This is a genomic window from Paracoccus sp. (in: a-proteobacteria), assembly GCF_047605025.1.
GTDB lineage: Bacteria > Pseudomonadota > Alphaproteobacteria > Rhodobacterales > Rhodobacteraceae > Paracoccus.
In genome coordinates this window covers 1-21,720 of sequence record NZ_JASGGO010000038.1, presented here as the reverse complement: position 1 = coordinate 21,720, position 21,720 = coordinate 1, and the positions used below count along the sequence as shown (strand labels likewise).

Annotated in this window: 19 protein-coding genes and 1 tRNA gene; 16 read left to right on the top strand and 4 right to left on the bottom strand. The window is 65.3% G+C overall.

The annotated features are described in order from the left end of the window. Positions 1–3 precede the first annotated feature (3 nt). From QM682_RS17080 to QM682_RS17065, 4 genes are read right to left on the bottom strand one after another with little or no spacing between them, the layout of a single operon-like run. Positions 4–1,635 carry an ABC transporter ATP-binding protein gene (locus tag QM682_RS17080; protein ID WP_415131903.1) on the bottom strand — a complete coding sequence of 544 codons (1,632 nt, stop codon included), beginning with the start codon at positions 1,633–1,635 and terminating at the stop codon, positions 4–6. Next, entirely contained in the window at positions 1,632–2,447 is an 816-nt protein-coding gene (locus QM682_RS17075; protein ID WP_415131919.1) for an ABC transporter permease, read from the bottom strand. Before QM682_RS17075 ends, QM682_RS17080 begins: the two co-directional genes overlap by 4 nt. A gap of 2 nt (positions 2,448–2,449) precedes the next feature. Next, a complete protein-coding gene (locus tag QM682_RS17070) occupies positions 2,450–3,436 on the bottom strand; it encodes an ABC transporter permease (protein ID WP_415131901.1) in 987 nt (328 codons plus the stop codon). 54 nt (positions 3,437–3,490) lie between these two features. Further along, the gene (locus tag QM682_RS17065; RefSeq protein WP_415131899.1) at positions 3,491–5,080 is read right to left on the bottom strand and encodes an ABC transporter substrate-binding protein; all 1,590 of its coding nucleotides are present in this window, start codon (positions 5,078–5,080) and stop codon (positions 3,491–3,493) included. 298 nt (positions 5,081–5,378) lie between these two features. Here QM682_RS17065 and QM682_RS17060 point away from each other — a divergent pair, with 298 nt between their 5' ends. The 16 genes from QM682_RS17060 to QM682_RS16985 all read left to right on the top strand — a co-directional run bounded on the left by QM682_RS17060 (position 5,379) and on the right by QM682_RS16985 (position 21,453). Continuing rightward, positions 5,379–6,419, top strand: coding sequence for a LacI family DNA-binding transcriptional regulator (locus tag QM682_RS17060; protein WP_415131897.1), 1,041 nt, complete (start codon positions 5,379–5,381; stop codon positions 6,417–6,419). A 97-nt stretch (positions 6,420–6,516) separates the two neighbouring features. Beyond that, positions 6,517–7,776, top strand: a complete 1,260-nt coding sequence (locus tag QM682_RS17055; RefSeq protein WP_415131895.1) for an ABC transporter substrate-binding protein — start codon at positions 6,517–6,519, stop codon at positions 7,774–7,776. An 81-nt stretch (positions 7,777–7,857) separates the two neighbouring features. Then, positions 7,858–8,817 carry a carbohydrate ABC transporter permease gene (locus tag QM682_RS17050; protein WP_415131893.1) on the top strand — a complete coding sequence of 320 codons (960 nt, stop codon included), beginning with the start codon at positions 7,858–7,860 and terminating at the stop codon, positions 8,815–8,817. Further along, complete coding sequence (locus tag QM682_RS17045; protein WP_415131891.1) at positions 8,814–9,644, top strand: carbohydrate ABC transporter permease; 831 nt, start codon at positions 8,814–8,816, stop codon at positions 9,642–9,644. Before QM682_RS17050 ends, QM682_RS17045 begins: the two co-directional genes overlap by 4 nt. A 4-nt stretch (positions 9,645–9,648) precedes the next feature. Then, entirely contained in the window at positions 9,649–10,656 is a 1,008-nt protein-coding gene (locus tag QM682_RS17040; protein ID WP_415131889.1) for an ABC transporter ATP-binding protein, read from the top strand. Positions 10,657–10,755: 99 nt separating this feature from the next. Beyond that, entirely contained in the window at positions 10,756–11,541 is a 786-nt protein-coding gene (locus tag QM682_RS17035) for a ThuA domain-containing protein (protein ID WP_415131887.1), read from the top strand. After that, positions 11,541–12,596: a Gfo/Idh/MocA family protein gene (locus QM682_RS17030; protein ID WP_415131885.1), complete on the top strand. Its 1,056-nt coding sequence runs from the start codon at positions 11,541–11,543 to the stop codon at positions 12,594–12,596. The genes QM682_RS17035 and QM682_RS17030 overlap by 1 nt, the downstream gene beginning before the upstream one ends. 369 nt (positions 12,597–12,965) lie before the next feature. Then, on the top strand, positions 12,966–14,219 hold the full coding sequence (gene coaBC / locus QM682_RS17025; protein WP_415131883.1) for a bifunctional phosphopantothenoylcysteine decarboxylase/phosphopantothenate--cysteine ligase CoaBC: 1,254 nt from the start codon (positions 12,966–12,968) through the stop codon (positions 14,217–14,219). A 17-nt stretch (positions 14,220–14,236) separates the two neighbouring features. Next, the gene (locus QM682_RS17020; RefSeq protein WP_415131881.1) at positions 14,237–15,304 is read left to right on the top strand and encodes a cysteine desulfurase family protein; all 1,068 of its coding nucleotides are present in this window, start codon (positions 14,237–14,239) and stop codon (positions 15,302–15,304) included. Between the two features lies 1 nt (position 15,305). Beyond that, on the top strand, positions 15,306–16,832 hold the full coding sequence (sufB, locus tag QM682_RS17015; protein ID WP_415131879.1) for a Fe-S cluster assembly protein SufB: 1,527 nt from the start codon (positions 15,306–15,308) through the stop codon (positions 16,830–16,832). 113 nt (positions 16,833–16,945) lie between these two features. Next, the gene (gene sufC / locus QM682_RS17010; RefSeq protein WP_415131877.1) at positions 16,946–17,701 is read left to right on the top strand and encodes a Fe-S cluster assembly ATPase SufC; all 756 of its coding nucleotides are present in this window, start codon (positions 16,946–16,948) and stop codon (positions 17,699–17,701) included. Further along, positions 17,701–19,017, top strand: a complete 1,317-nt coding sequence (locus QM682_RS17005; RefSeq protein ID WP_415131875.1) for a SufB/SufD family protein — start codon at positions 17,701–17,703, stop codon at positions 19,015–19,017. Before sufC ends, QM682_RS17005 begins: the two co-directional genes overlap by 1 nt. Before the next feature lie 19 nt (positions 19,018–19,036). After that, entirely contained in the window at positions 19,037–19,540 is a 504-nt protein-coding gene (locus QM682_RS17000) for a hypothetical protein (protein WP_415131873.1), read from the top strand. Further along, entirely contained in the window at positions 19,537–20,124 is a 588-nt protein-coding gene (locus QM682_RS16995) for a YIP1 family protein (protein WP_415131871.1), read from the top strand. The genes QM682_RS17000 and QM682_RS16995 overlap by 4 nt, the downstream gene beginning before the upstream one ends. After that, complete coding sequence (locus QM682_RS16990) at positions 20,121–21,332, top strand: cysteine desulfurase (RefSeq protein WP_415131869.1); 1,212 nt, start codon at positions 20,121–20,123, stop codon at positions 21,330–21,332. The genes QM682_RS16995 and QM682_RS16990 overlap by 4 nt, the downstream gene beginning before the upstream one ends. 44 nt (positions 21,333–21,376) lie before the next feature. Next, positions 21,377–21,453 (top strand) — tRNA-Arg (locus tag QM682_RS16985). The last annotated feature ends 267 nt before the right edge of the window (positions 21,454–21,720 follow it).

Below are 21,720 nucleotides of genomic sequence, written 5' to 3'. Positions count from 1 at the left end.
GGTTCAGTTTCCGGCGCCGGTCATGCGCCGCTCGGCCAAAGCCTGCTCCAGCCAGCCCAGCCGCATCTCGGGCACGGATTTCAGCAGCAGGTCGGTGTAATCGTCAAAGGGTGGTGCCAGCACCTGCGATTTCGGGCCGAAGCGTTGCAGCCGGCCCTTGAACATCACCGCGACCGAATCCGCGATGGCGCGGACGATATGGATGTCATGGGTGATGAACAGGTAGGAAACCTGGGTTTCCGCCTGCAAGCGCAGCAGCAGCTTCAGGATGCCGTCCGCGACCAGCGGATCAAGCGCCGAGGTCGGCTCGTCGCACAGGATCAGGTCGGGCTGGGCGGCCAGCGCGCGGGCGATGGCGACGCGCTGCTTCTGCCCGCCCGAAAGCTCGGCCGGATAGCGGTCGGCGAAGCCCTGGCCCATCTCGATCTGGTCCAGAAGTTCGGCGATGCGGGCGCGCTTGGCCGCCCCGCGCAGGCCGAAATAGAACGACAGCGGCCGGCCGATGATCTGGGCCACGGTCTGGCGCGGGTTCATTGCCGTGTCGGCCATCTGATAGATCAACTGGATGCGGCGGCGCTCGTCGCGCGAGCGGCCCGAAAGCGCGGCCGAAAGCGGCTTGCCGTCGAATTCGATCCGTCCCTGCGACGGGGGTAGAAGCCCGGTGATCGCCCGCGCCAGCGTCGATTTCCCCGAGCCGGATTCGCCCACCACCGCCAGGGTCTGGCCGCGCGGCAGGTGCAGCGTCACGTTGTCCAGCACCTTGATGCCGTTGCCATAGCCGGCCTGGACGCCCTGCACGCGCAGGAGGGCCCCGGCCTGGTCCCCGGCCTCGGGGCGTTCCAGTGCGCCCACGTTCAAAAGCGCGCGGGTGTAGTCCTGGCGCGGGGCCTCGATGATCTGGCGCGTCTCGCCGTATTCGACCGTCTGGCCGTGGCGCAGCACCATGATATGGTCGGCGACCTGGGCCACGACCGCCAGGTCATGGGTGATGTAGATGGCGGCGGTGCCGGTTTCCTCGATGGCGCGCTTGATCGCGGCCAGCACGTCAAGCTGGGTCGTCACGTCCAGCGCGGTCGTCGGCTCGTCGAAGATGATCAGGTCGGGACGGGGGCACAGGGCCATCGCCGTCATCGCCCGCTGCAATTGCCCGCCCGAGACCTGATGCGGATAGCGCGCGCCGAAATTCTGGGGATCGGGAAGGCCCAGGCTGCGGAACAGGTCGCGCGCGCGGGCCTCGGCCTCGGGCCGGGTCATCAGCTTGTGGTGCAGGCTGGCCTCGATCACCTGATCCATCAGCCGATGCGCCGGGTTGAAGGCGGCGGCGGCGGATTGCGCGACATAGGCGACGCGGCGGCCCCGGATCTTGCGGATGCCGCGCGCGCCGAGCTTCAGCAGATCCTGCCCGTCCAGCAGCACCTCTCCGCCGGAAATGCGCACGCCGCCGCGCCCATAGGCCATGGGCGACAGGCCGATGGTCGATTTGCCCGCACCGGATTCGCCGATCAGCCCCAGCACGCGGCCCTTTTCCAGATCGGCGCTGACGCCCTTGACGATCTCGACCTCGCGCGGGGGTTCGTCCGGCGGAAAGATCCGGGCCGAGATGCGCAGGTCGCGGATGTGCAGAAGCGCGGTCATCCCCGGCCCCCTTTCAGGCTGGAGGTGCGGTTCAGAAGCCAGTCCACGACCAGGTTGACCGAGACCGCCAGCGCCGCGATCGCCGCGCCCGGATAAAGCGAGGCGCCGATGCCGAAGATGATGCCGTCCTTGTTGTCCTTGACCATGCCGCCCCAGTCGGCGGTCGGCGGCTGGATGCCCAGGCCCAGGAAGGACAGCGTGGAGAGAAACAGCACCGCGAAGGCGAAGCGCAGCCCGAACTCGGCCAGAAGCGGGGAAAGCGTGTTCGGCAGGATCTCGCGGAAGACGATGTGAAAGGTGCTTTCGCCGCGCAGGCGCGCCGCCTCGACGAATTCCATTACCGCCACGTCCAGCGCGACGGCGCGGCCCAGGCGAAAGACGCGGGTGGAATCCAGCACCGCCATCACCGCGATCAGCACCCACAGGTTCTGCGGCAGCGCCGCCAGCACCACCAGCGCGAAGATCAGCGTCGGGATCGACATCATCAGGTCGTTGAAGCGCGACAGCACGTTGTCCACCAGCCCGCGATTGACCGCCGCCACGAAGCTCAGCGCGATGCCGATGGCAAAGGACAGGACCGACGAGGCCAGCGCCACCAGAAGCGTCGTGCGCGCCCCAAAGATCAGCCGCGACAGCAGGTCCCGGCCCAGGTTGTCGGTGCCCAGCAGGAAATCCCCGCCCGAAGCCTGCCAGACGGGGCCGACCACCTCACGCTCGCCATAGGGTGCGATCCAGGGGGCGAAAAGGGCGCAGATCAGCGCCAGCGCGATGCCGGCCATGCCGATCCAGGCGGAAAGGGGAATGGAACGCAGCCTCATCGGGGATGCCTCAGGCGCGGATTGGCGGCAATGGCGATGATGTCCGCCGCCATGTTCAGAAGGATGTAGACGGCGGCGAAGATCAGCCCGCAGGCTTGGACCACCGGCATGTCGCGCACGGTCACGGCATCGACCATATACTGACCCATGCCGGGATAGACGAAGACCACCTCGACCACGACGACGCCCACGATCAGATAGGCCAGGTTCAGCGCCACCACGTTCACGATGGGCGCGATGGCGTTCGGCGCGGCGTGGCGCACGATGGCCCGCCAGGCGCCCAGGCCCTTCAGCTCGGCCGTCTCCATATAGGCCGAGGACAGGACCGAGATGATGGCGGCCCGCGTCATCCGCATCATATGCGCCAGCACGACCAGGACCAGCGTGGCGACGGGCAGGGCGATGGCTTGCAGCTTGGCGCCTAGCGTCATCCCGGCGTAGATGGTGGCGGGAAAGGTCGCGATGCCGAAATGCACCGCGAAGACCAGGATCAGCAGATAGCCCACGAAGAATTCGGGCAACGAGATCGCGGCCAGCGTCACCACGTTGATCGCGCGGTCCAGGAAGGTGTCGCGGGTCAGCACCGCGACCAGGCCCAGCAGGATGGCTAGCGGGATCGCCACGATGGCGGCGACGGCGGCCAGGAACAGCGAATTTCCCATCCGCTCGGCGATTTGGCCCGCGACCGGCATGCGGCTGGCCCAGGAGGTGCCGAAATCGCCGTGCAGCGCGCCTGAAAGCCATTGCACATAGCGCGTCGGCAGGGACTGATCCAGGCCAAGCTCGGCCCGGATATTGGCCACGGCCTGGGGCGTCGCCGCCTGGCCCAGATAGGTGGTGGCGAAATCGCCCGGCAGCGCCTCGACGCCGACGAAAATCAGCAGCGAGACCGCCAGAAGCAGCAGCAGGCTAAGCCCCAGCCGGCGCAGGATCAGCGCGGCCAGGGGATGCTCTGCCGAAAGGCGGCGCGAGGATTGGGCCATGGGCAACTCCGCTTGGGCGGGCAGGGAGGCGATGCGTGCTCCCCGCCGCCTGGCTCAGGATTCCAGCCAGACCCGGCTGGCCAGCTTGCCGTTCGACAGGTCGTTTCCGATATCGGGGACGAAGCCCATCAGCTTCTTGCTGGCGGCGTTGATATAGTCGTTGAAGACCGGCAGGATGGTGCCCCCTTCGTCGCGCTGGATCATGGCGATCTGGCGGTAAAGCTCCTTGCGCTTCTCGGTGTCCAGTTCGCCCCGCGCCTGAAGCACCAGCTTGTCGAAATCCTCGCGCTTGAAGCGGGTGTCGTTCCATTCCGCGGTCGAGATGTAATTCGTCGAATAGCGCGAATCCTGCGTCGGCCGCCCGCCCCAATACGAGGCGCAGAACGGCTGCACGTTCCACACATTGGTCCAATAGCCGTCGTCGGGTTCGCGCCGGATGTTGAGTTCGATGCCCGCCGCCGCCGCGTTCTGCTGAAACAGCACCGCCGCATCGACCGCGCCGGGAAAGGCGGCATTGGCGGTGCGCAGGTCGATGGCGCCGGAATGGCCGGATTTCTGATAATGGAACCTGGCCTTCTCGGGGTCGTAGACGCGCTGCTCGATCCCTTCGGGGAAAAGCGCATAGGCGTCGTTCACCGGGAAGTCGTTCCCGACCGAGCCGTAGCCGCCCAGGATCTGCTTCAGCATCGCCTCGCGGTCGATGGCGTATTTCAGCGCCAGCCGCAGATCGTTGTTGTCGAAGGGCGCGGTGTCGCAATGCATCAGGAAGGCATAGAAGCCCTTGCCCTTGGAGGTCAGGATCTGCACCGTCGGCAGCCGCTCCATCAGGGGCACGGTCTTGCTGTCCACCATATCGACGAAATGCAGCTGGCCCGAGGAAAGCGCCGCCACCCGCGCGGTCGCGTCGTTCATGCCGATCATCTCGAAGCTGTCGACGAAACCCCGGTCGCTGCGCCAGTCGTCGGCGTTCTTCTCGAACGCGGCGCGCACGCCGGCCTGGTATTCCTTCAGCTTGTAGGGGCCGGTGCCGATCGCGGCCAGGGGCGCCTCGGCGCCGCCTTTCGGCTGGATCAGCAGGTGATAGTCGGTCAGCAGCAGGGGCAGGTCGGCATTGGCCGCGTCAAGCGTGATGACAAGATCGCCGCCCTCGTCCTCGATCTTCTGGAAGGAGCTCAGAAGCCCCGCCGCGCCGGACTGGGATTTCTCGTCGGCATGGCGGCGCAGGGTCGCCACGCAATCGGCCGTGGTCATGGCGCTGCCGTCATGAAACTTCACGTCCTTGCGGATCTTGAAGCGCCAGACGGTGGCGTCGGGCGAGGGCTCCCAGGATTCGGCCAGGTTCGCCACCGCGTCGCCGGTGGTGGGGTGGGTCTCGATCAGCGTGTCGCCCCAGCTATGGCCGACGAGGAAGTTGAACGAGCCGCTATAGCTGGCCGGATCGAGCGAGTCGGTCGAGGCGCCGCCGCCGATTCCCAGCTTCAGATGGCCGCCGCGCTTCGGTTCCTGCGCCATGGCCGAGCCTGCATATAGCGTGCTGGCCGCCGCCAGCGTCATGCCGCCCGCCATGGCCAGGCCCAGGAAGTCGCGCCGCGACATCCGGCCTTTTCCCACCTGACACAAAAGATCGGTTGGAAGCTTTTCCATGTCATTTCCCCGTTCTGCGGCGCTGCCGGGGCAGCGCATTGCTTGGCGATCCCTTGTCTGCGGCGAAGCGTCCGGTCTGGTGCTTGCGCTTGTGTCGGAACCTTGCGAGGGGATACTTCCAGATTAGCGGCGCGGAAGCAACGACCCCGCTGCGGTAGCCGTGTGCGGCCGCGAAAACGCGCCGGGGCGGGGTCGCCGCAAGATTTCGGGATGCGTCCCGCGCCGTCCCGCTTTAAGCTGGATCCGGCGGCGGGAGCATGTTCCATCGCGAACCAAAACGTTTCGGATGGGATGGGAAATGGCCACGCTGAAGGATGTCGCAAGGCGCTCGGGCCTTTCCATCACCCAGGTGAGCCGGGCGCTGAACAATCATAGCGATGTCAGCGCCGAAACCCGAAAGCGTGTCCAGTCCATCGCCAAGAAACTGAATTATCAGCCGAATATTTTCGCGCGCAAGCTGGTCTCGGGGCGTTCGGGACTGGTCGGGCTGGTGGTGCCGGGCACGCCGAACCTGTCCTCGGATGGGCTTTTCCTTGAGGTGGTGGCGGGCCTTTCGACCTGTTTCTCGGCCCGGCGGATGCATCTGGTGCTGCATATCGCGCCTGAAACCGAAGCCGTTTCGGAGGTTTATGAGCGGCTGATCGGCAATGGCGCTTTGGATGGCTTCGTGCTGATCAATCCCAAGGATGACGACCCACGGCCCGGACTGCTTGAGGCGGCGGGCGTGCCCTTCGTCGTCCATGGCCGCATCGGCACCGATCCGAGCCATTGTTATTTCGATATCGACAACGAGGGTATCTTCTATGAGTTGACCCGGCATCTGATCGAACAGGGTCATCGCCGCATCGCTTTCCTGACCGGCCCTAAGGGCTTCACCTTCGTCACCGCGCGCGACCGTGGTTTCCGCCGCGCCATGGCCGAGGCCGGGCTGGCCGTGGACGAATCGATGATCCATTACGGCCAGATGACCGAATCTATGGGCCTTGTTTCGACTATCGAGATGTTTTCTAAAGGAAACGCTGTTCCGACCGCGCTTCTGACCGGCAGCGTCAAGATCGCCTGGGGGGTGTATCAGGCGCTGAATGCGCTGGGGCTGCGCATTCCCGCCGATGTCTCGGTCGTGTCGCATGACGACCACCTGGTCCATCTTCAGACCGAGGCGTTCTTTCCCGCCCTGACTGTCAGCGACGCGCCTTTGCGCGAAAGCTGGCAACCCCTGGCTGAATGCCTGATCGGTGCGATCGAGGGCGCGGATCAGGCCAGGCTGCAACGGATCGGCCATCACCGGCTGATCCTGCGTCATTCCGTCGCCGCCCCGCGGCAGGGCCGCTTGCGCTGACATTCCTGTTGACGGAGACGTGAGCAGTCAGTAGATTTCTTTCCGAAACGTTTCGGATTGCGGGGAGGCCGAATCCGGGCAATGCGAGGGGGGAAGAATGAAACAGGTTAAATGTCTCGCGGTCGGGCTGCTGGCCCTGTCCGTATCCGGCACCGCGCTGTCGGCCGAGGAACTGTTCTATGCCACCGGCGTGGTCGGCAATGCGCAGGAAAACTTCAAGAAAACCGTGAAACCCTGGGAAGAGGCGACCGGCAATAAGGTGACGCTGGTGCCGATGCCCGCCTCGACCTCGGACCAGTTCGCACAATACAGGCTTTGGCTGGCGGCGGGAACGGCGGATGTCGATCTTTACCAGACGGACGTGATCTGGGCGCCGCAACTGGCCGAGCATTTCGTGGACATGTCCGGTCCGGCCAAGGATCTGATCGGGCAGCATTTCCCCTCGGTCATCGAGTCGCAGACGGTGGATGGCAGGCTGGTCGCGCTTCCTCTTTATACCGATGCGCCGGCACTTTATTACCGCAAGGACCTGCTTGAGAAATACGGCAAGCCCGTGCCCAAGACCTGGGAAGAGATGACCCAGACCGCCAAGGAGGTCCAGGACGCCGAACGCGCCGCCGGCGCCAAGGACATGTGGGGCTATGTCTGGCAGGGTAATGCCTATGAGGGACTGACCTGCAACGCGCTGGAATGGATCAGTTCCTATGGCGGCGGCCGCATCATCGAGGCCAACGGCTCGATCAGCGTCAACAACGACAAGGCGGCGGTCGCGCTGGAGATGGCCGCCGGCTGGGTCGGCACGATCAGCCCGCAGGGCGTGCTTTCCTATAAAGAGGAAGAGGCGCGCGGCATCTGGCAGACCGGCAATTCGGTCTTCATGCGCAACTGGTCCTATGCCTATCTGCTGTCCCAGGGCGAGGGCAGCGCCGTCAAGGACAAGTTCGACGTGACCACCTTGCCCGCGGGCGAGGCAGGCTCGGCCTCGGCCCTTGGCGGCTGGAACATCGCGGTGTCGAAATACTCGGCCAAGCAAGAGGCGGCGATCAGCCTGGCGCTGTATCTGGGCGGTCCCGAAGGGCAAAAGGCGAATACGCTGAACAACGGCAACATGCCGACCGTCATCGCGCTTTACGACGATGCCGATATCGCCAAGGTCTCGCCCGCGATTCCGCGCTGGAAATCGGTCTTCGAGGCCGCCGTGCCGCGCCCTTCCGCCGTCGCCAAGCAGAAATACAACGAGGTCTCGGCCAAGTTCTGGTCGGCGGTGCATGACACCCTGTCCGGCAATGGGTCGGCTGCCGACAATCTGGAGATGCTTGAGGTCGATCTGACCGATCTTCAAGGCAGCGGCTGGTAAACTTCGCAAGGTTCTGCCACCGGGCCGGGCGGCTTGCGCCCGGCCACCACTGGGCGCTGGCCCGTGACGGAGGATATTTCCATGACAGACCAAACTCTGGGCCGGCGCTCCGGTCCCAGTCTAAAGCAGCGCAGGCAAAGGGCGGCTTTCTGGTTCCTTGCGCCCATGCTGGTCGCGCTGTTCTTAGTCGCCGCCTGGCCGCTGCTGCGAACGATCTGGTTCTCGCTGACGGATGCCAAGCTTTCGGCGCTTTACTCGGCGAAATGGATCGGCTTCGACAATTACCTTTCCATGCGCACGCTGTCCTCGGGCAAGGTGGTCTGGCGCGGCACGCTGGTCGATCCCGCCTGGTGGAACGCGGTCTGGAACACGGTCCGCTTCTCGCTGCTTTCGGTCACGCTTGAGACCATCCTGGGCATGATCGTGGCCCTGGTCCTGAACGCGGAATTCAAGGGCCGCGCCCTGGTCCGCGCCGCCATCCTGATCCCCTGGGCGATCCCCACCATCGTTTCGGCCAAGATGTGGGGCTGGATGCTGAACGACCAGTTCGGCATTCTGAACGACATCCTGCTGAATGTCGGGCTGATCGACCAGCGCATCGCCTGGACCGCCAGCAACGAGACCGCGATGCTGGCCGTGCTGATCGTGGACGTGTGGAAGACGACGCCCTTCATGGCGCTGCTGATCCTGGCGGGTCTTCAGATGGTGCCGCGCGACATCTACGAGGCGGCGCGCATCGACGGCATCCACCCGGTCAAGGTGTTCTTCAAGGTCACGCTGCCGCTGGTGCGGCCCGCGCTGATGGTCGCGGTCATCTTCCGCATCCTCGACGCGCTGCGCATCTTCGACCTGATCTATGTGCTGACCCCGAACAGTTCGGCCACGAAAACCATGTCCGTCATCAGCCGCGAGAACATGATCGACTTCGACAAGTTCGGCTATGGGGCGGCTCAATCGTCCTTGCTTTTCGCGCTGATCGCCATCTTCGTCAGCCTTTACATCTGGCTGGGCCGCGTCGATCTTTCGGGAGGCCGGGAATGAACAACAAGCTTTTGAACCGCATCGGCTTTTACGCCCTGGTGGCGCTGGTCGTCCTGTTCGCGGTGTTTCCCTTCTATTATGCCATCGTCACCAGCTTCTCGACCGGGACGGCGCTGTTTCAGGTCAACTACTGGCCGAAAAGCTTCGATCTGACCAATTACCGGGCGGTGCTGGGCAGTTCGAGCTTCCTGCGCTCGTTGGTGAACTCGCTTTTCATCGCGACGCTGACGGTGGGCTTCTCGCTGCTGCTGGCGGTGACGGCGGCCTATGCGCTGGCGCGGGTCCGCTTCCGGGGCAGGGGGCTGTTGCTGATGACCATCCTGGCCGTGTCGATGTTTCCGCAGATCGCCGTGCTTGCCGGGCTGTTCGAGCTGGTGCGCTTCCTGGGCATCTTCAACACGCCCTGGGCGATGATCCTGTCCTATACGATCTTCACCCTGCCGTTCACCGTCTGGGTGCTGACCACCTTCATGCGCGACCTGCCTGTCGAGATCGAGGAGGCCGCCATCGTCGACGGCGCCACCCCCTGGATCATCATTACCCGCGTCTTCCTGCCCCTGCTGTGGCCGGCGCTGGTGACGACGGGGTTGCTGGCCTTTATCGGTGCCTGGAACGAGTTCCTTTTCGCGCTGACCTTCACCAGTTCGCAGACCATGCGCACGGTGCCGGTGGCCATCGCGCTTCTGTCCGGGGCGTCGCAGCAAGAAGTTCCCTGGGGTCCGATCATGGCGGCCTCGGTCATCGTGACCGTGCCCCTGATCGTCCTCGTCATGATTTTCCAACGCAAGATCGTCGCGGGCCTGACCGCGGGCGGCGTGAAAGGCTGAAGCTATGGCCAAGATCGAATTGAAGAACGTCACCAAGTCCTATGGTGCCATCGATGTCATCAAGGGCATCGACCTTGAGATCCAGAAGGGCGAATTCATGGTCTTCGTCGGCCCCTCGGGCTGCGGCAAGTCCACGCTTCTGCGGCTGATCTCGGGGCTGGAAGAGATCAGCACCGGGGACATGCTCTTCGACGGGCAGCGGGTGAACAACCTGGTCCCCTCGGACCGGGGCATCGCCATGGTGTTCCAAAGCTATGCGCTTTATCCGCATATGAAGGTCTATGACAACATGGCCTTCGGGATGAAGCTGGCCAAGGCCGACAAGGCCGAGATCGACCGCCGCGTGCGCCATGCCGCGAAGCTGTTGCAGATCGAGCATCTGCTGGACCGGCTGCCCAAGCAGCTTTCGGGCGGCCAGCGCCAGCGCGTCGCCATCGGCCGCGCCATCACCCGCGACCCGCGCGTCTTCCTGTTCGACGAGCCGCTGTCGAACCTGGATGCCGCGCTGCGGGTGCAGACCCGGCTGGAAATCGCCAAGCTGCACCACGACATGGACGGGGTGACGATGATCTATGTCACCCATGACCAGGTCGAGGCGATGACGCTGGCCGACCGCATCGCGGTGCTGCGCGACGGGCGGCTGGAACAGGTGGGCACGCCCGCCGAGCTTTACGAAAGGCCGAACTCGGTCTTTGTCGCGGGCTTTATCGGCAGCCCCAAGATGAATTTCCTGAAAGGGGAATTCGCCGCCGCGCGGAACTGCGAGACGCTGGGCATCCGTCCCGAGCATATCGACCTGGTGCCCGAGGGCGCGGGCCTTTGGGCGGGTCCGGTGGTCCATGCCGAGGACCTCGGCTCGGACCATTTCCTGTTCGTCGATATCGGTGCCGACGAACCGATGATCCTGCGCCAGCCGGGCAAGCTGAACCTGCCGGTCGGCACCCGTGTCGGACTGAACCCGCAGGCCCAGAATCTGCACCGCTTCGGTCGGAACGATCGACCCCTGCGCTGAAGCGGCGCGGGCTGGCCATCTGCCATTTTCGGCCGCCGCCGGCGGCCGGACCATCATGCCCGGCGGGCCGCCGACCGGGATGTTCCAAGGAGAGGAAATATGACCATCCGTGTCACGGTCTGGGGCGAGAACGTCCATGAACAGACCAACAAGACTGTCGCATCGATCTATCCCCAGGGGATGCACAAGGCGATCGCGGACGCGCTGAACGCCGATACCGCGCTCAGCGCCACCACCGCCACCCTGCAAGAGCCCGAGCACGGCATGACCGCCGAGCGCCTGGCCCAGACGGATGTGCTGTTCTGGTGGGGCCATTGCGCGCATGGCGATGTCTCGGATGCCGTGGTCGAGCGCGTGGCCGAGGCCGTCTGGTCCGGCATGGGCATGGTCTTTCTGCATTCGGCGCATTTCTCGAAGCCGTTCAAGCGGCTGATGGGCGCGCCCTGCAACCTGACCTGGCGCGAGGCCGGAGAGCGCGAGCGGCTTTGGCTGACCTCGCGCAACCACCCCATCGCCGCCGGCCTGCCCGATCATTTCGAGTTGGAGAACGAAGAGATGTATGGCGAGCCTTTCGGCGTGCCGGAACCGCTTGAGACGGTCTTCGTCAGCTGGTTCGCGGGCGGCGAGGTGTTCCGCTCGGGGCTGACCTACAAGCGGGGGGCGGGCAACGTCTTTTATTTCCGTCCCGGTCACGAGACCTATCCGACCTATCACGACGCCAATGTCCAGACCGTGCTGAGGAATGCCGCGAAATGGGCGTATAACCCGGCGGCGCGGGTGGCGAACCCTACCGTGGCGCCGAACGTGCCGGTCGAGCAGGCGCTTGAACCCATCGAGCAGCGCGGTCCCAAGCTGCATGCCCATGGCGAGGAAGGTTTCCGTTGATGCAGAAGATCCGCATCCTGATCCTTGGCACCGGCGGCATGGCCCAGCGTCATGCCTCCAGCTTCGCCGAGATCCCCGGCGTGGAACTGGTGGCGGGCGTGGATACCCGCCCCGAGCAGCTTGCCGCTTTCTGCGACCGCAACGCCATTCCCAACCGTTTCACCTCGCTTGATCAGGCGCTGGCCTGGGGCGAATTCGACGCGGTGGCGAACGTCACGCCCGATTCCGTGCATTACCCGACCACCATGCAGGTCTTGGCGGCGGGCCGTCATATCCTGTGCGAAAAGCCCCTTGCGACCAATGCCGCGCATGCCGACGAGATGGCGCGGGCGGCGGCGCGGGCGGGCGTGGTCAATATGGTGAACCTGTCCTATCGCAACGTGCCCGCGCTTCAGCAGGCGGCGCGCATGGTCCGCGACGGCACTCTGGGCACGATCCGCCATTTCGAGGCGTCCTATCTGCAAAGCTGGCTCACGCAGCCGGCCTGGGGCGATTGGCGCACCGAAAGCCAATGGCTGTGGCGGCTGTCCACCGCGCATGGGTCCAAGGGCGTGCTGGGCGATGTCGGCATCCATATCCTGGATTTCACGACCTTCATCGCGGGGGTGGACGCGGCCGAGGTTTCGTGCCGGCTTTCGACCTTCGAAAAGGCACCGGGCGGCTCTATCGGGGAATATGTGCTGGACGCCAATGACAGCGCGACGATGCAGATCATCCTGAAGAACGGCGCGCTGGGAACGGTCGCCGCCACCCGCTTCGCCAGCGGCCACATGAACGATCTGCGGCTGCGCATTTATGGCGATCTGGGCGGGCTTGAGGTCAGCTTCGAAAAGAACGAAAGCCGGCTGCGCGCCTGCACCGGGGTCGAGATACACAGCGCCACCTGGAATGAGATGGACTGCCCCGCCGTGCCGACGATCTATGAGCGGTTCATCGCGGCGATCCGCGACGGCGGAGAGGTGGAGCCGGACTTCGCCCGTGGCGCCGTCCTGCAAAAGCTTCTGGACCAGGCCGAGCTTTCGGCCCTGCAAGGCGGCATGAGCCTGGCCGCCTGACCGGGCGGCTTCGGATCCGGGGACGGCTTGTCGCCCCCGGATCCTCAAGGGGGCAGGTCCCGCGCCTGAAGGCTGGCGCGGCGGCGGCAAACCCCAAAGCGCCGCCATCGGGGCTGGTGGGGCCTTGTCGGTGACCGAGGCCGAAGGGGACGGCCCGGCATGTTCCGGCGGATGGCTGAGGGGGGCGAAGGCAGGATCCTCATCCACGCCGCCCGCACCATCCTGATGGTCTGTGGCGGATACGGATCGCTGCTTTGCTGGATTCCGCGTCTCGATCAAGGTCCGGCGCATAGGGTCGCGGCTGGGACTTCCTTGCCGCGCGGACGCAATCCCCCTATGTGCAAGGGAATCGGATCAAGGAGAGCGACCATGCGGGGCAGCCGGGTTTTGCTGATCGTCGGCGGCGGCATCGCCGCTTTCAAGATGCCGGAACTGATCCGCATGCTGCGCCGCGAGGGGATCGAGGTCACGCCGGTCCTGACCAGGGCGGGCGCGCAATTCGTCACGCCCCTGACCCTGTCGGCCCTGGCCGAGGCACCCTGCCATACCGAGCTTTTCGACCTGACCCGCGAATCCGAGATGGGTCATATCCAGTTGTCCCGCGCCGCCGATCTGCTGGTCGTGGCACCGGGCACCGCGGATCTGATGGCGCGGATGGCGGCGGGGATGGCTGACGACCTGGCCTCGACGCTGCTGCTGGCGACCGACAAGCCGGTGCTGGTCGCGCCCGCGATGAACGTCCGCATGTGGAACCACCCCGCCACCCGGCGCAATCGCGACCTGCTGGAAGAGGACGGCATCCGTTTTGTCGGGCCGACCTCGGGTGATATGGCCTGCGGCGAATTCGGCCCCGGCCGCATGTCCGAGCCCGAGGCGATCCGGGACGAGATTCTGAAGCTTCTGGACCAAGGCCGTCCCCTGCGCCTGCCGCCCGAGGCGGTCGTGGTCCCGCCCCCGGCGCAAGGGCCGCTGAGCGGGCGGCATGCCGTGGTGACATCGGGACCGACGCATGAGCCGATCGACCCGGTGCGCTATATCGCCAACCGTTCCAGCGGGGCGCAGGGCGCGGCGATCGCCGCCGCGCTGCGCGACCTGGGCGCGCGCGTCAGCTTCGTCACCGGCCCCGCCGAGGTGCCGCCGCCCCCCGGCGTCGAGGTGATCCGGGTCCAGACGGCGGCGCAGATGCGCGCAGCGGTCGAGGCCGCCTTGCCCGCCGACATCGCCGTCATGGCGGCGGCGGTGGCCGATTGGCATGTTTCCAATGCGCGTCTCAGCAAGATCAAGAAGGATGGGGCGGGCAAGCTGCCGGTGCTGGAGTTCGCCGAGAATCCCGACATCCTGGCCTGGCTGGGACATCTGGATCCGGGCCGGCCCGAACTCGTGGTGGGCTTCGCCGCCGAGACGGATGACGTGATCGCCCATGCGAGTGCCAAGCGCCTGCGCAAGGGCGCCGACTGGATCGTGGCGAATGACGTGCGCCCTTCGACCGGGATCATGGGCGGGACCGAGAACGCGGTCACGCTGATCTCGGCGGATGGGGCCGAAGAATGGCCGCGCCTGCCCAAGGACGAGGTGGCGCGGCGTCTGGCGCGGCGCATCGCCGAGGCGCTGGCCCCGGCCTGAGACGAAGGAGAATTCCGATGGAACGGGTCTATCTGGACTGGAACGCCACCGCCCCCCTGCGTGCCGAGGCGCGGGCGGCGATGGCGGATGCCTGCGAGATCGTGGGCAACCCGTCCTCGGTCCATGCCGAGGGGCGGGCGGCGAAATCCGCGCTGGAACGCGCGCGCGACCAGATCGCGGCCGCCCTGGGGGCCGAGGGGGCGGATGTGATCTTTACCTCGGGGGCTACGGAATCGGCGGCGCTGATCCTGGGCGGGCGGGACCTGTCCTGCGCCGAAATCGAGCATGCGGCCGTGACGGCCTGGTGCCGGCCCGATCTGGCGGTCGATGCGGCGGGGCGGGTGGCGGTCCCTGATCCCGCCCGCGCGACGCTGCAATTCGCGAATTCCGAGACCGGGGTGATCCAGGATCTGCCGCAGGGGCTGGCGGTCAGCGACCTGACCCAGGCTTTCGGGAAAATTCCCTTCGCCTTCAACTGGCTGGGCATTCAGGCGGGCTTCGTCAGCGCGCATAAGCTGGGCGGGCCGCGTGGCATCGGCGCGCTGATCGTCCGCCGCGGCACCGAGGTCGAAGCCCGCATCAAAGGCGGCGGGCAAGAACAGGGCCGCCGCGCCGGGACCGAGAACCTGATCGGAATCATGGGCTTTGCCGCCGCCGCCGGGGCCGCGCAAAATGATCTGGATCAAGGAAGCGAAGAAAAAATCTCGCAAATCCGCGATTCTCTGATGGCCAGACTGGAATCCGGCTCGGAAATGGTTACATTTCCGGGGCGCGAATCCCGGCGCCTGCCGAACACCTTGTCGATCCTGACGCCTGGATGGCGGGGTGAGACGCAGGTGATGCAGATGGATCTGGCCGGCTTCGCCGTCTCTGCGGGGTCGGCCTGCTCGTCAGGCAAGGTTCGCCCCAGTTCTGTGCTGACGGCGATGGGGATTGCGACGGAATGGGCGGGCGATGCGATCCGCGTCTCGATCGGCCGGTATACGGACGACCGGGACGTTATGCGTTTTGCGGATGCCTGGCTGGCGGCATATGGCCGTTGGCGGCAAAGGAATGATCAGCGGGCGACCGCGGGAAGGGTTTGAGATGGCTGAGCAAGTCGGCGACATGATCGAGGTCCGAGAAGGCGTTGACCGCGAGACTGTCGAGACCGTCCAGAACATGGGGTCCTACAAATACGGCTGGGACACCGAGATCGAGATGGAATACGCTCCCAAGGGGCTGAACGAGGATATCGTCCGCCTGATCTCGAAAAAGAACGACGAACCGGAATGGATGCTGGACTGGCGCCTGGCCGCTTTCCGTCGCTGGCAGACCATGACCGAACCGAAATGGGCGATGCTGAACTATCCTGAGATCGACTATCAGGAGCAGTATTACTATGCCCGCCCCAAAAGCATGGAGGTGAAGCCCAAGTCCCTGGACGAGGTGGATCCGAAGCTGCTGGCGACCTATGAAAAGCTGGGCATCCCGCTGAAAGAGCAGATGATCCTGGCCGGGATCGAGGGCGCGGACGACGCCCCCGCCGAGGCCCGCCGCGTCGCCGTGGACGCGGTTTTCGACAGCGTGTCGGTGGGCACGACCTTCAAGGACGAACTGGCCAAGGCCGGGGTGATTTTCTGTTCGATCAGCGAGGCGATCCGCGAGCATCCCGAACTGGTGAAAAAATACCTTGGCTCGGTCGTGCCGCAATCGGACAATTTCTTCGCCACGCTGAACTCGGCCGTCTTTTCGGACGGCAGCTTCGTCTATATCCCGCCGGGCACCCGCTGCCCGATGGAACTGTCCACCTATTTCCGCATCAACGCCGAGAATACCGGCCAGTTCGAGCGCACGCTTATCATTGCGGATAAAGGGGCTTACGTCAGCTATCTCGAAGGCTGCACCGCGCCGAAACGCGACGTGGCCCAGTTGCACGCGGCGGTGGTGGAAATCGTCATCCTTGAGGATGCCGAGGTGAAATATTCCACCGTCCAGAACTGGTTCCCCGGCGACGAGGAAGGCCGTGGCGGCATCTACAACTTCGTCACCAAACGCGCCGATTGCCGCGAGGCCCGCGCCAAGGTGATGTGGACGCAGGTGGAAACCGGGTCGGCGATCACCTGGAAATACCCCTCCTGCATCCTGCGGGGCGCAGAGAGCCAAGGCGAATTCTATTCCATCGCCATCGCCAACAACATGCAGCAGGCCGACACCGGGACCAAGATGATCCATCTTGGCAAGAACACCCGCTCGCGCATTGTTTCCAAAGGGATTTCTGCGGGCAAGGCGCAGAACACCTATCGCGGGCTGGTGTCGATGCACCCGCGCGCCACCAACAGCCGCAACTATACGCAATGCGACAGCCTGCTGATCGGCGATCAATGCGGCGCGCATACGGTGCCCTATATCGAGGTCAAGAACACCAGCAGCCGCGTCGAGCATGAGGCGACGACCAGCAAGGTCGATGACGACCAGCTGTTCTATTGCCGCGCGCGCGGCATGGATGAGGAAGAGGCCGTCGCGCTGGTCGTGAACGGCTTCTGCCGTGAGGTCTTGCAGGCCCTGCCGATGGAATTCGCCATGGAAGCTCAGTCGCTGGTGGCGATCAGCCTTGAGGGGTCGGTCGGGTGACGGGCGCCGGAAATGAGGCCGGCGGGATGGAGCTTCACCATGCAGGCGCCGGAATGAACATTATGCCGATGGCGCCCACCGCGCGCGCCGTCACGACTGTTTGAGGGAATAAAATGCTGGAAATCAAGAACCTGCACGTCAAACTTGAGGATGAGGACAAGCAGATCCTCAAGGGCGTCGATCTGACCGTGCCGGCGGGCGAGGTCCATGCGATCATGGGGCCGAACGGCTCGGGCAAGTCCACGCTGTCCTATGTGCTGTCCGGCCGCGACGGCTATGAGGTGACCGAGGGCGAGGCCGCGCTGGAGGGCGCGCCCCTGCTGGAGATGGAGCCCGAGGAGCGCGCGGCCGCCGGCCTGTTCCTGGCCTTCCAATATCCGGTCGAGATCCCCGGCGTCGGCAACCTGACCTTCCTGCGCACCGCCGTGAACGCGCAGCGCAAGGCGCGGGGCGAGGATGAGCTGTCCTCGGCCGAATTCCTGAAGATCGTGCGCGAAAAGGCCAAGGCGCTGAAGATCGACGCCGAGATGCTGAAACGTCCGGTCAATGTCGGCTTCTCGGGCGGCGAGAAGAAGCGTAACGAGATCCTTCAGATGGCCATGCTGGAACCCCGCATGTGCATCCTGGACGAGACGGATTCGGGCCTGGACGTGGACGCGATGCGGCTGGTGGCCGAGGGCGTGAACGCCCTGCGCTCGCCCGAGCGCAGCTTCCTGGTCATCACCCATTATCAGCGCCTGCTGGATCATATCAAACCTGACGTGGTGCACATCATGTCCAACGGACGCATCGTGAAGACCGGCGGCCCGGAACTGGCCCTGGAAGTCGAGCAGAACGGCTATGGCGACCTGTTGGCGGAGGCCGACTGATGGCGGATACGGCTGTGCTTGACGCCCAGACCCCCGTGGCGGGCAAGGCGCGCGCGCCGCTGGACGCGCGGCTGGCGGCGCTGGAGCTGCCGCAGGGCGGTGCCTTCGCGCTTGCGCGCGAGGATGCGGAGCGGCGACTTCAGGCCATGGACCTGCCGGGACCGCGGGACGAATATTGGCGCTATACCGACCCCGCGCCCTTCAACGCGCCCCAGGCCCAGCCGCTGGCGATCCCCGCCCGCGAGCCGGTGCTGTTCGGCGATCTGGACCGCCTGAAGCTGGTCTTCACTGACGGCGCTTTCGACGCCGAAGCCTCGGACGACCTGGCGCAAGAGGGGCTGGAGGTTCAGACCCTGGCCTCGGCCGAACCGGAGCATTGGGCGTCGGAGCTTTACGGCAAGCTGGAAGCGGTCGGTCAGGTGCCGGTCAAGCGGCCCTTCGCCGTCCTGAACACGCTGGCCGCGCGCGATGGCGCGCTGATCCGGGTGACGGGCCAGGTCTCGCGCCCGGTGCATCTGATCTATCGCCGCCGCGACGAGGCGGCCGATGTGATGCTGCGCCATGTGATCCGCCTGGATCCGGGTGCGGAACTGACGCTTTTGGAAACCGGCGGCATCGGTGCGCGCTCGAACACCGTGCTTGAGGTCGAGGTGGGCGACGGCGCGCGCTTCCATCACATCGCCAGCAAGCGCGCGGACGAGGCAAAGCTGGGCATCTCGCATCTTTTTGCCCGCGTGGGCGAGGGGGCGTTGTTCAAGTCCTTTGCGCTGGCCGTGAACGGGCGGATGATGCGCAATGAATGCGTGATCGAGATCGCGGGCGATGATGCCGTGGCCCATATCGCCGCCGCCGTTCTGGGCGATGGCGACGAGGGCGCGTTCCATCACGACGACACCGTGTTCATCACCCATGCCGCCGAACGCTGCGAAAGCCGCCAGGTGTTCAAGAAGGTGTTGAAGAACGGCGCGCATGGCATCTTCCAGGGCAAGATTTTGGTCAAGCCCGGCGCGCAGAAGACCGACGGCTATCAGATCAGCCAGGGGCTGCTTCTGGACGAGGGCAGCCAGTTCCTGGCCAAGCCCGAGCTTGAGATCTATGCCGATGACGTGAAATGCTCGCATGGCTCGACCACGGGCGCGCTGGACGAGACGGCGATGTTCTATCTGCGCTCGCGCGGGGTGCCGAAAGAGCAGGCGGTCGTGCTTTTGGTCCTGTCCTTCCTGGCCGATGCCCTGGACGAGATCGAGAATGAAGAGCTTCGCGCGCGCATTCTGGACCGCCTTGACGAATGGCTGACCTGCCGGGCGGCGGGCTGACCCGGAAAAGGGGGCTGCCATGGCGCAGGCCGGCATCGTGCCAAGGATCATGCGAAGCTGGTGGGCGCCGGGCAGGGTGGTCGCCAGCCTGCGCGGCATGCCCGAGCGTGGGCTGATCGTCCTGCTGATGCTGGCCCTGCTGATCTTTCTGGTCGCGCAGGCGCCGGAACATGCGCGGGCGGCGCAACTTGATCCCTCGGTGCCGCTGGATGCGCGGATCGGCGGCGCGGTGCTGGCGGTCTTGTTCATGATGCCGCTTCTGGCCTATGGTCTGGCATCGCTGGTTTCGGTGCTGTCGCGGCTGGCGCGCCGACCCGTTTCGGCCACGGATTCGCGGCTGGCGCTGTTTTGGGCACTGTTGGCGGTCTCGCCAGCGATGCTGCTTTCGGGGCTGGTGGCGGGGCTGATCGGACCCGGCCCGGCCCTTGGTCTGGTCCGCGCCATCGCCGGGATCGGCTTTCTTGGAATTTGGGGCGCGGGGTTGCGGGCGTTGTCCCGGCCGCGCCAGATGGTAGGAAGATGAGACTCGGCGAAATTGGCGATCTGATGGTGCTGACCCTGCGCGACCCGGCGCTGGCGGTGCAGGCGATGCGGCGGGTGGACCCGCCGGTTCCGGCGCGCTGGATGGTGCTGGCGCTGGCGGTCTGCTTCTCGACGTTGCTGGCGGGTCTGGCCCGCGTGATCTTTCCGCTTTCGGGCGGGGATCCGCTGTCGCAGATCCTCTCTCGTCCCTGGGCGCTGGCGGCGGTGCAGTTCGCGGCGCTGGTGATCTCGGCCGGGGCGGTGACGGTGATCGGCCGTGCCTTCGGCGGTAAGGGCCGCTTCGACGAGGCGCTTTTGCTGATCGCCTGGGTCGAATTGATTCTGGTCGGGCTTCAGGCCGTGCAGCTTCTGTTCCTGCTTGTCTTTCCGGCCTCCGGCTCGATCATGTCGATGCTGGCCTTCGCTTTGTCGATCTATCTGACGGTTTCGCTGACCAAGGCGCTGCACGGCTTTCGCAGCACGCCCAAGGTGGCGCTTGGCTTCATCGGCGGCATCTTCGTCGTGGGTTTTCTGCTTTCGATCCTGGCCGCCGCCTTCGGCATCCTTCCCGAGGTCACACCATGAGCTTCGACATCGACCGCGTTCGCGCCGATTTCCCGATCCTGTCCCGCCAGGTGAATGGCAAGCCTTTGGTCTATCTGGACAATGGCGCCAGCGCGCAAAAGCCGCGTCAGGTCATCGAGGCGATCACCCGTGCCTATGAGGGCGAATATGCCAATGTCCATCGGGGCTTGCATTACCTCTCGAACCTCGCGACCGAGAAATACGAGCATGTGCGCGGCACCATCGCCCGCTTTCTGAACGCCCCGCGCGAGGATGAGGTGATCTTCACCTCGGGCGCGACCGAGGGGATCAACCTGATCTCTTACGCCTGGGCCGCGCCGCGCCTGGCGGCTGGCGATGAGATCGTGCTTTCCGTGCTTGAGCACCACGCCAATATCGTCCCCTGGCACTTCCTGCGCGAGCGTCAGGGCGTGGTCCTGAAATGGGTCGAGCCCGAGCCGGATGGCAGCCTGCCGCCCGAGAAGGTTCTGGCCGCCGTGGGGCCGCGCACCCGCCTGATCGCGTTGACCCATATGTCGAACGTGACCGGCACCGTGGTCGATGTCGGCGCCGTCGCACGGGCGACCGATGTGCCGGTCCTGGCCGACGGGTCGCAGGCCGCCGTGCATATGCCGGTCGACCTGTCCGCCCTGGGCGTCGATTTCTACGCCATCACCGGGCACAAGCTTTACGGCCCATCGGGTTCGGGCGCGATCTGGGTCCGGGCGGACCGCCAGGCCGAGATGCGCCCCTTTCTGGGCGGTGGTGACATGATCCGCACCGTCACCCGAAATGCCGTGGATTACGCCGAGCCGCCCCTGCGCTTCGAGGCGGGCACCCCTGGCATCGTCAACCAGATCGGCCTGGGCGTCGCGCTGGAATATCTGATGGATCTGGGCATGGAGAACATCGCCGCCCATGAGCGGGCCTTGCGCGACTATGCGCGTGCGCGGCTGCGCAGCCTGAATTGGCTGCAAGTCCAGGGCGATGCGCCGGACAAGGGCGCGATTTTTTCGATGACCATGCGGGGCGCGCATGCGCATGACATCTCGACCATCCTCGACAAGCGCGGCATCGCGGTGCGCGCCGGCACGCATTGTGCCATGCCGCTGATGGAATTCTTCGGCGTCACCGCCTCGGCCCGCGCGAGTTTTGCCATGTATAACACGAAGGCCGAGGTGGATGCGCTGATCGACGGCTTGGCCTTCTGCCGCGAGCTTTTCTCCTGAACCCCATTGCGAAGCAGCGAGATAGCGGCTATGCAGCCCCTGTTGCACCCGTAGCTCAGCTGGATAGAGCGTTGCCCTCCGAAGGCAAAGGCCACACGTTCGAATCGTGTCGGGTGCGCCATTTCAGTACAGAACCACTAACGCCCATTGCCGCCGATTTCCCGCTGGAAGCGGCGACAAGGGTGCGTAGCAGTTCCGACTTCGATCCCATGATACGAACTTCGTCGTCAGCGACCTCTACGCGCTGCGCCAGGGCGCGAAGGTGTTCCCGCCGATAGCCGCTCTCTTCGCGTCGCAGTCCGTTGCGCCCGCCTTCGATGCAGCTGTGCCGATCTGAGCTACTCCCCGGAAATCGGACAGTGACGGAAGCTACGATCTGAGGTTTTCT

Excerpts from the sequence above, each read along its gene's own strand:
- QM682_RS17045 (WP_415131891.1), top strand. The coding sequence starts at position 8,814 with ATGAACAACAAGCTTTTGAACCGCATCGGCTTTTACGCCCTGGTGGCG.
- sufC (WP_415131877.1), top strand. The coding sequence starts at position 16,946 with ATGCTGGAAATCAAGAACCTGCACGTCAAACTTGAGGATGAGGACAAG.
- QM682_RS17055 (WP_415131895.1), top strand. The coding sequence starts at position 6,517 with ATGAAACAGGTTAAATGTCTCGCGGTCGGGCTGCTGGCCCTGTCCGTA.
- QM682_RS17065 (WP_415131899.1), bottom strand. The coding sequence starts at position 5,080 with ATGGAAAAGCTTCCAACCGATCTTTTGTGTCAGGTGGGAAAAGGCCGG.
- sufB (WP_415131879.1), top strand. The coding sequence starts at position 15,306 with ATGGCTGAGCAAGTCGGCGACATGATCGAGGTCCGAGAAGGCGTTGAC.
- QM682_RS17040 (WP_415131889.1), top strand. The coding sequence starts at position 9,649 with ATGGCCAAGATCGAATTGAAGAACGTCACCAAGTCCTATGGTGCCATC.
- QM682_RS17035 (WP_415131887.1), top strand. The coding sequence starts at position 10,756 with ATGACCATCCGTGTCACGGTCTGGGGCGAGAACGTCCATGAACAGACC.
- QM682_RS16995 (WP_415131871.1), top strand. The coding sequence starts at position 19,537 with ATGAGACTCGGCGAAATTGGCGATCTGATGGTGCTGACCCTGCGCGAC.
- QM682_RS17005 (WP_415131875.1), top strand. The coding sequence starts at position 17,701 with ATGGCGGATACGGCTGTGCTTGACGCCCAGACCCCCGTGGCGGGCAAG.
- QM682_RS17080 (WP_415131903.1), bottom strand. The coding sequence starts at position 1,635 with ATGACCGCGCTTCTGCACATCCGCGACCTGCGCATCTCGGCCCGGATC.
- QM682_RS16990 (WP_415131869.1), top strand. The coding sequence starts at position 20,121 with ATGAGCTTCGACATCGACCGCGTTCGCGCCGATTTCCCGATCCTGTCC.
- QM682_RS17000 (WP_415131873.1), top strand. The coding sequence starts at position 19,037 with ATGGCGCAGGCCGGCATCGTGCCAAGGATCATGCGAAGCTGGTGGGCG.
- QM682_RS17070 (WP_415131901.1), bottom strand. The coding sequence starts at position 3,436 with ATGGCCCAATCCTCGCGCCGCCTTTCGGCAGAGCATCCCCTGGCCGCG.
- QM682_RS17060 (WP_415131897.1), top strand. The coding sequence starts at position 5,379 with ATGGCCACGCTGAAGGATGTCGCAAGGCGCTCGGGCCTTTCCATCACC.
- QM682_RS17050 (WP_415131893.1), top strand. The coding sequence starts at position 7,858 with ATGACAGACCAAACTCTGGGCCGGCGCTCCGGTCCCAGTCTAAAGCAG.
- coaBC (WP_415131883.1), top strand. The coding sequence starts at position 12,966 with ATGCGGGGCAGCCGGGTTTTGCTGATCGTCGGCGGCGGCATCGCCGCT.
- QM682_RS17030 (WP_415131885.1), top strand. The coding sequence starts at position 11,541 with ATGCAGAAGATCCGCATCCTGATCCTTGGCACCGGCGGCATGGCCCAG.
- QM682_RS17020 (WP_415131881.1), top strand. The coding sequence starts at position 14,237 with ATGGAACGGGTCTATCTGGACTGGAACGCCACCGCCCCCCTGCGTGCC.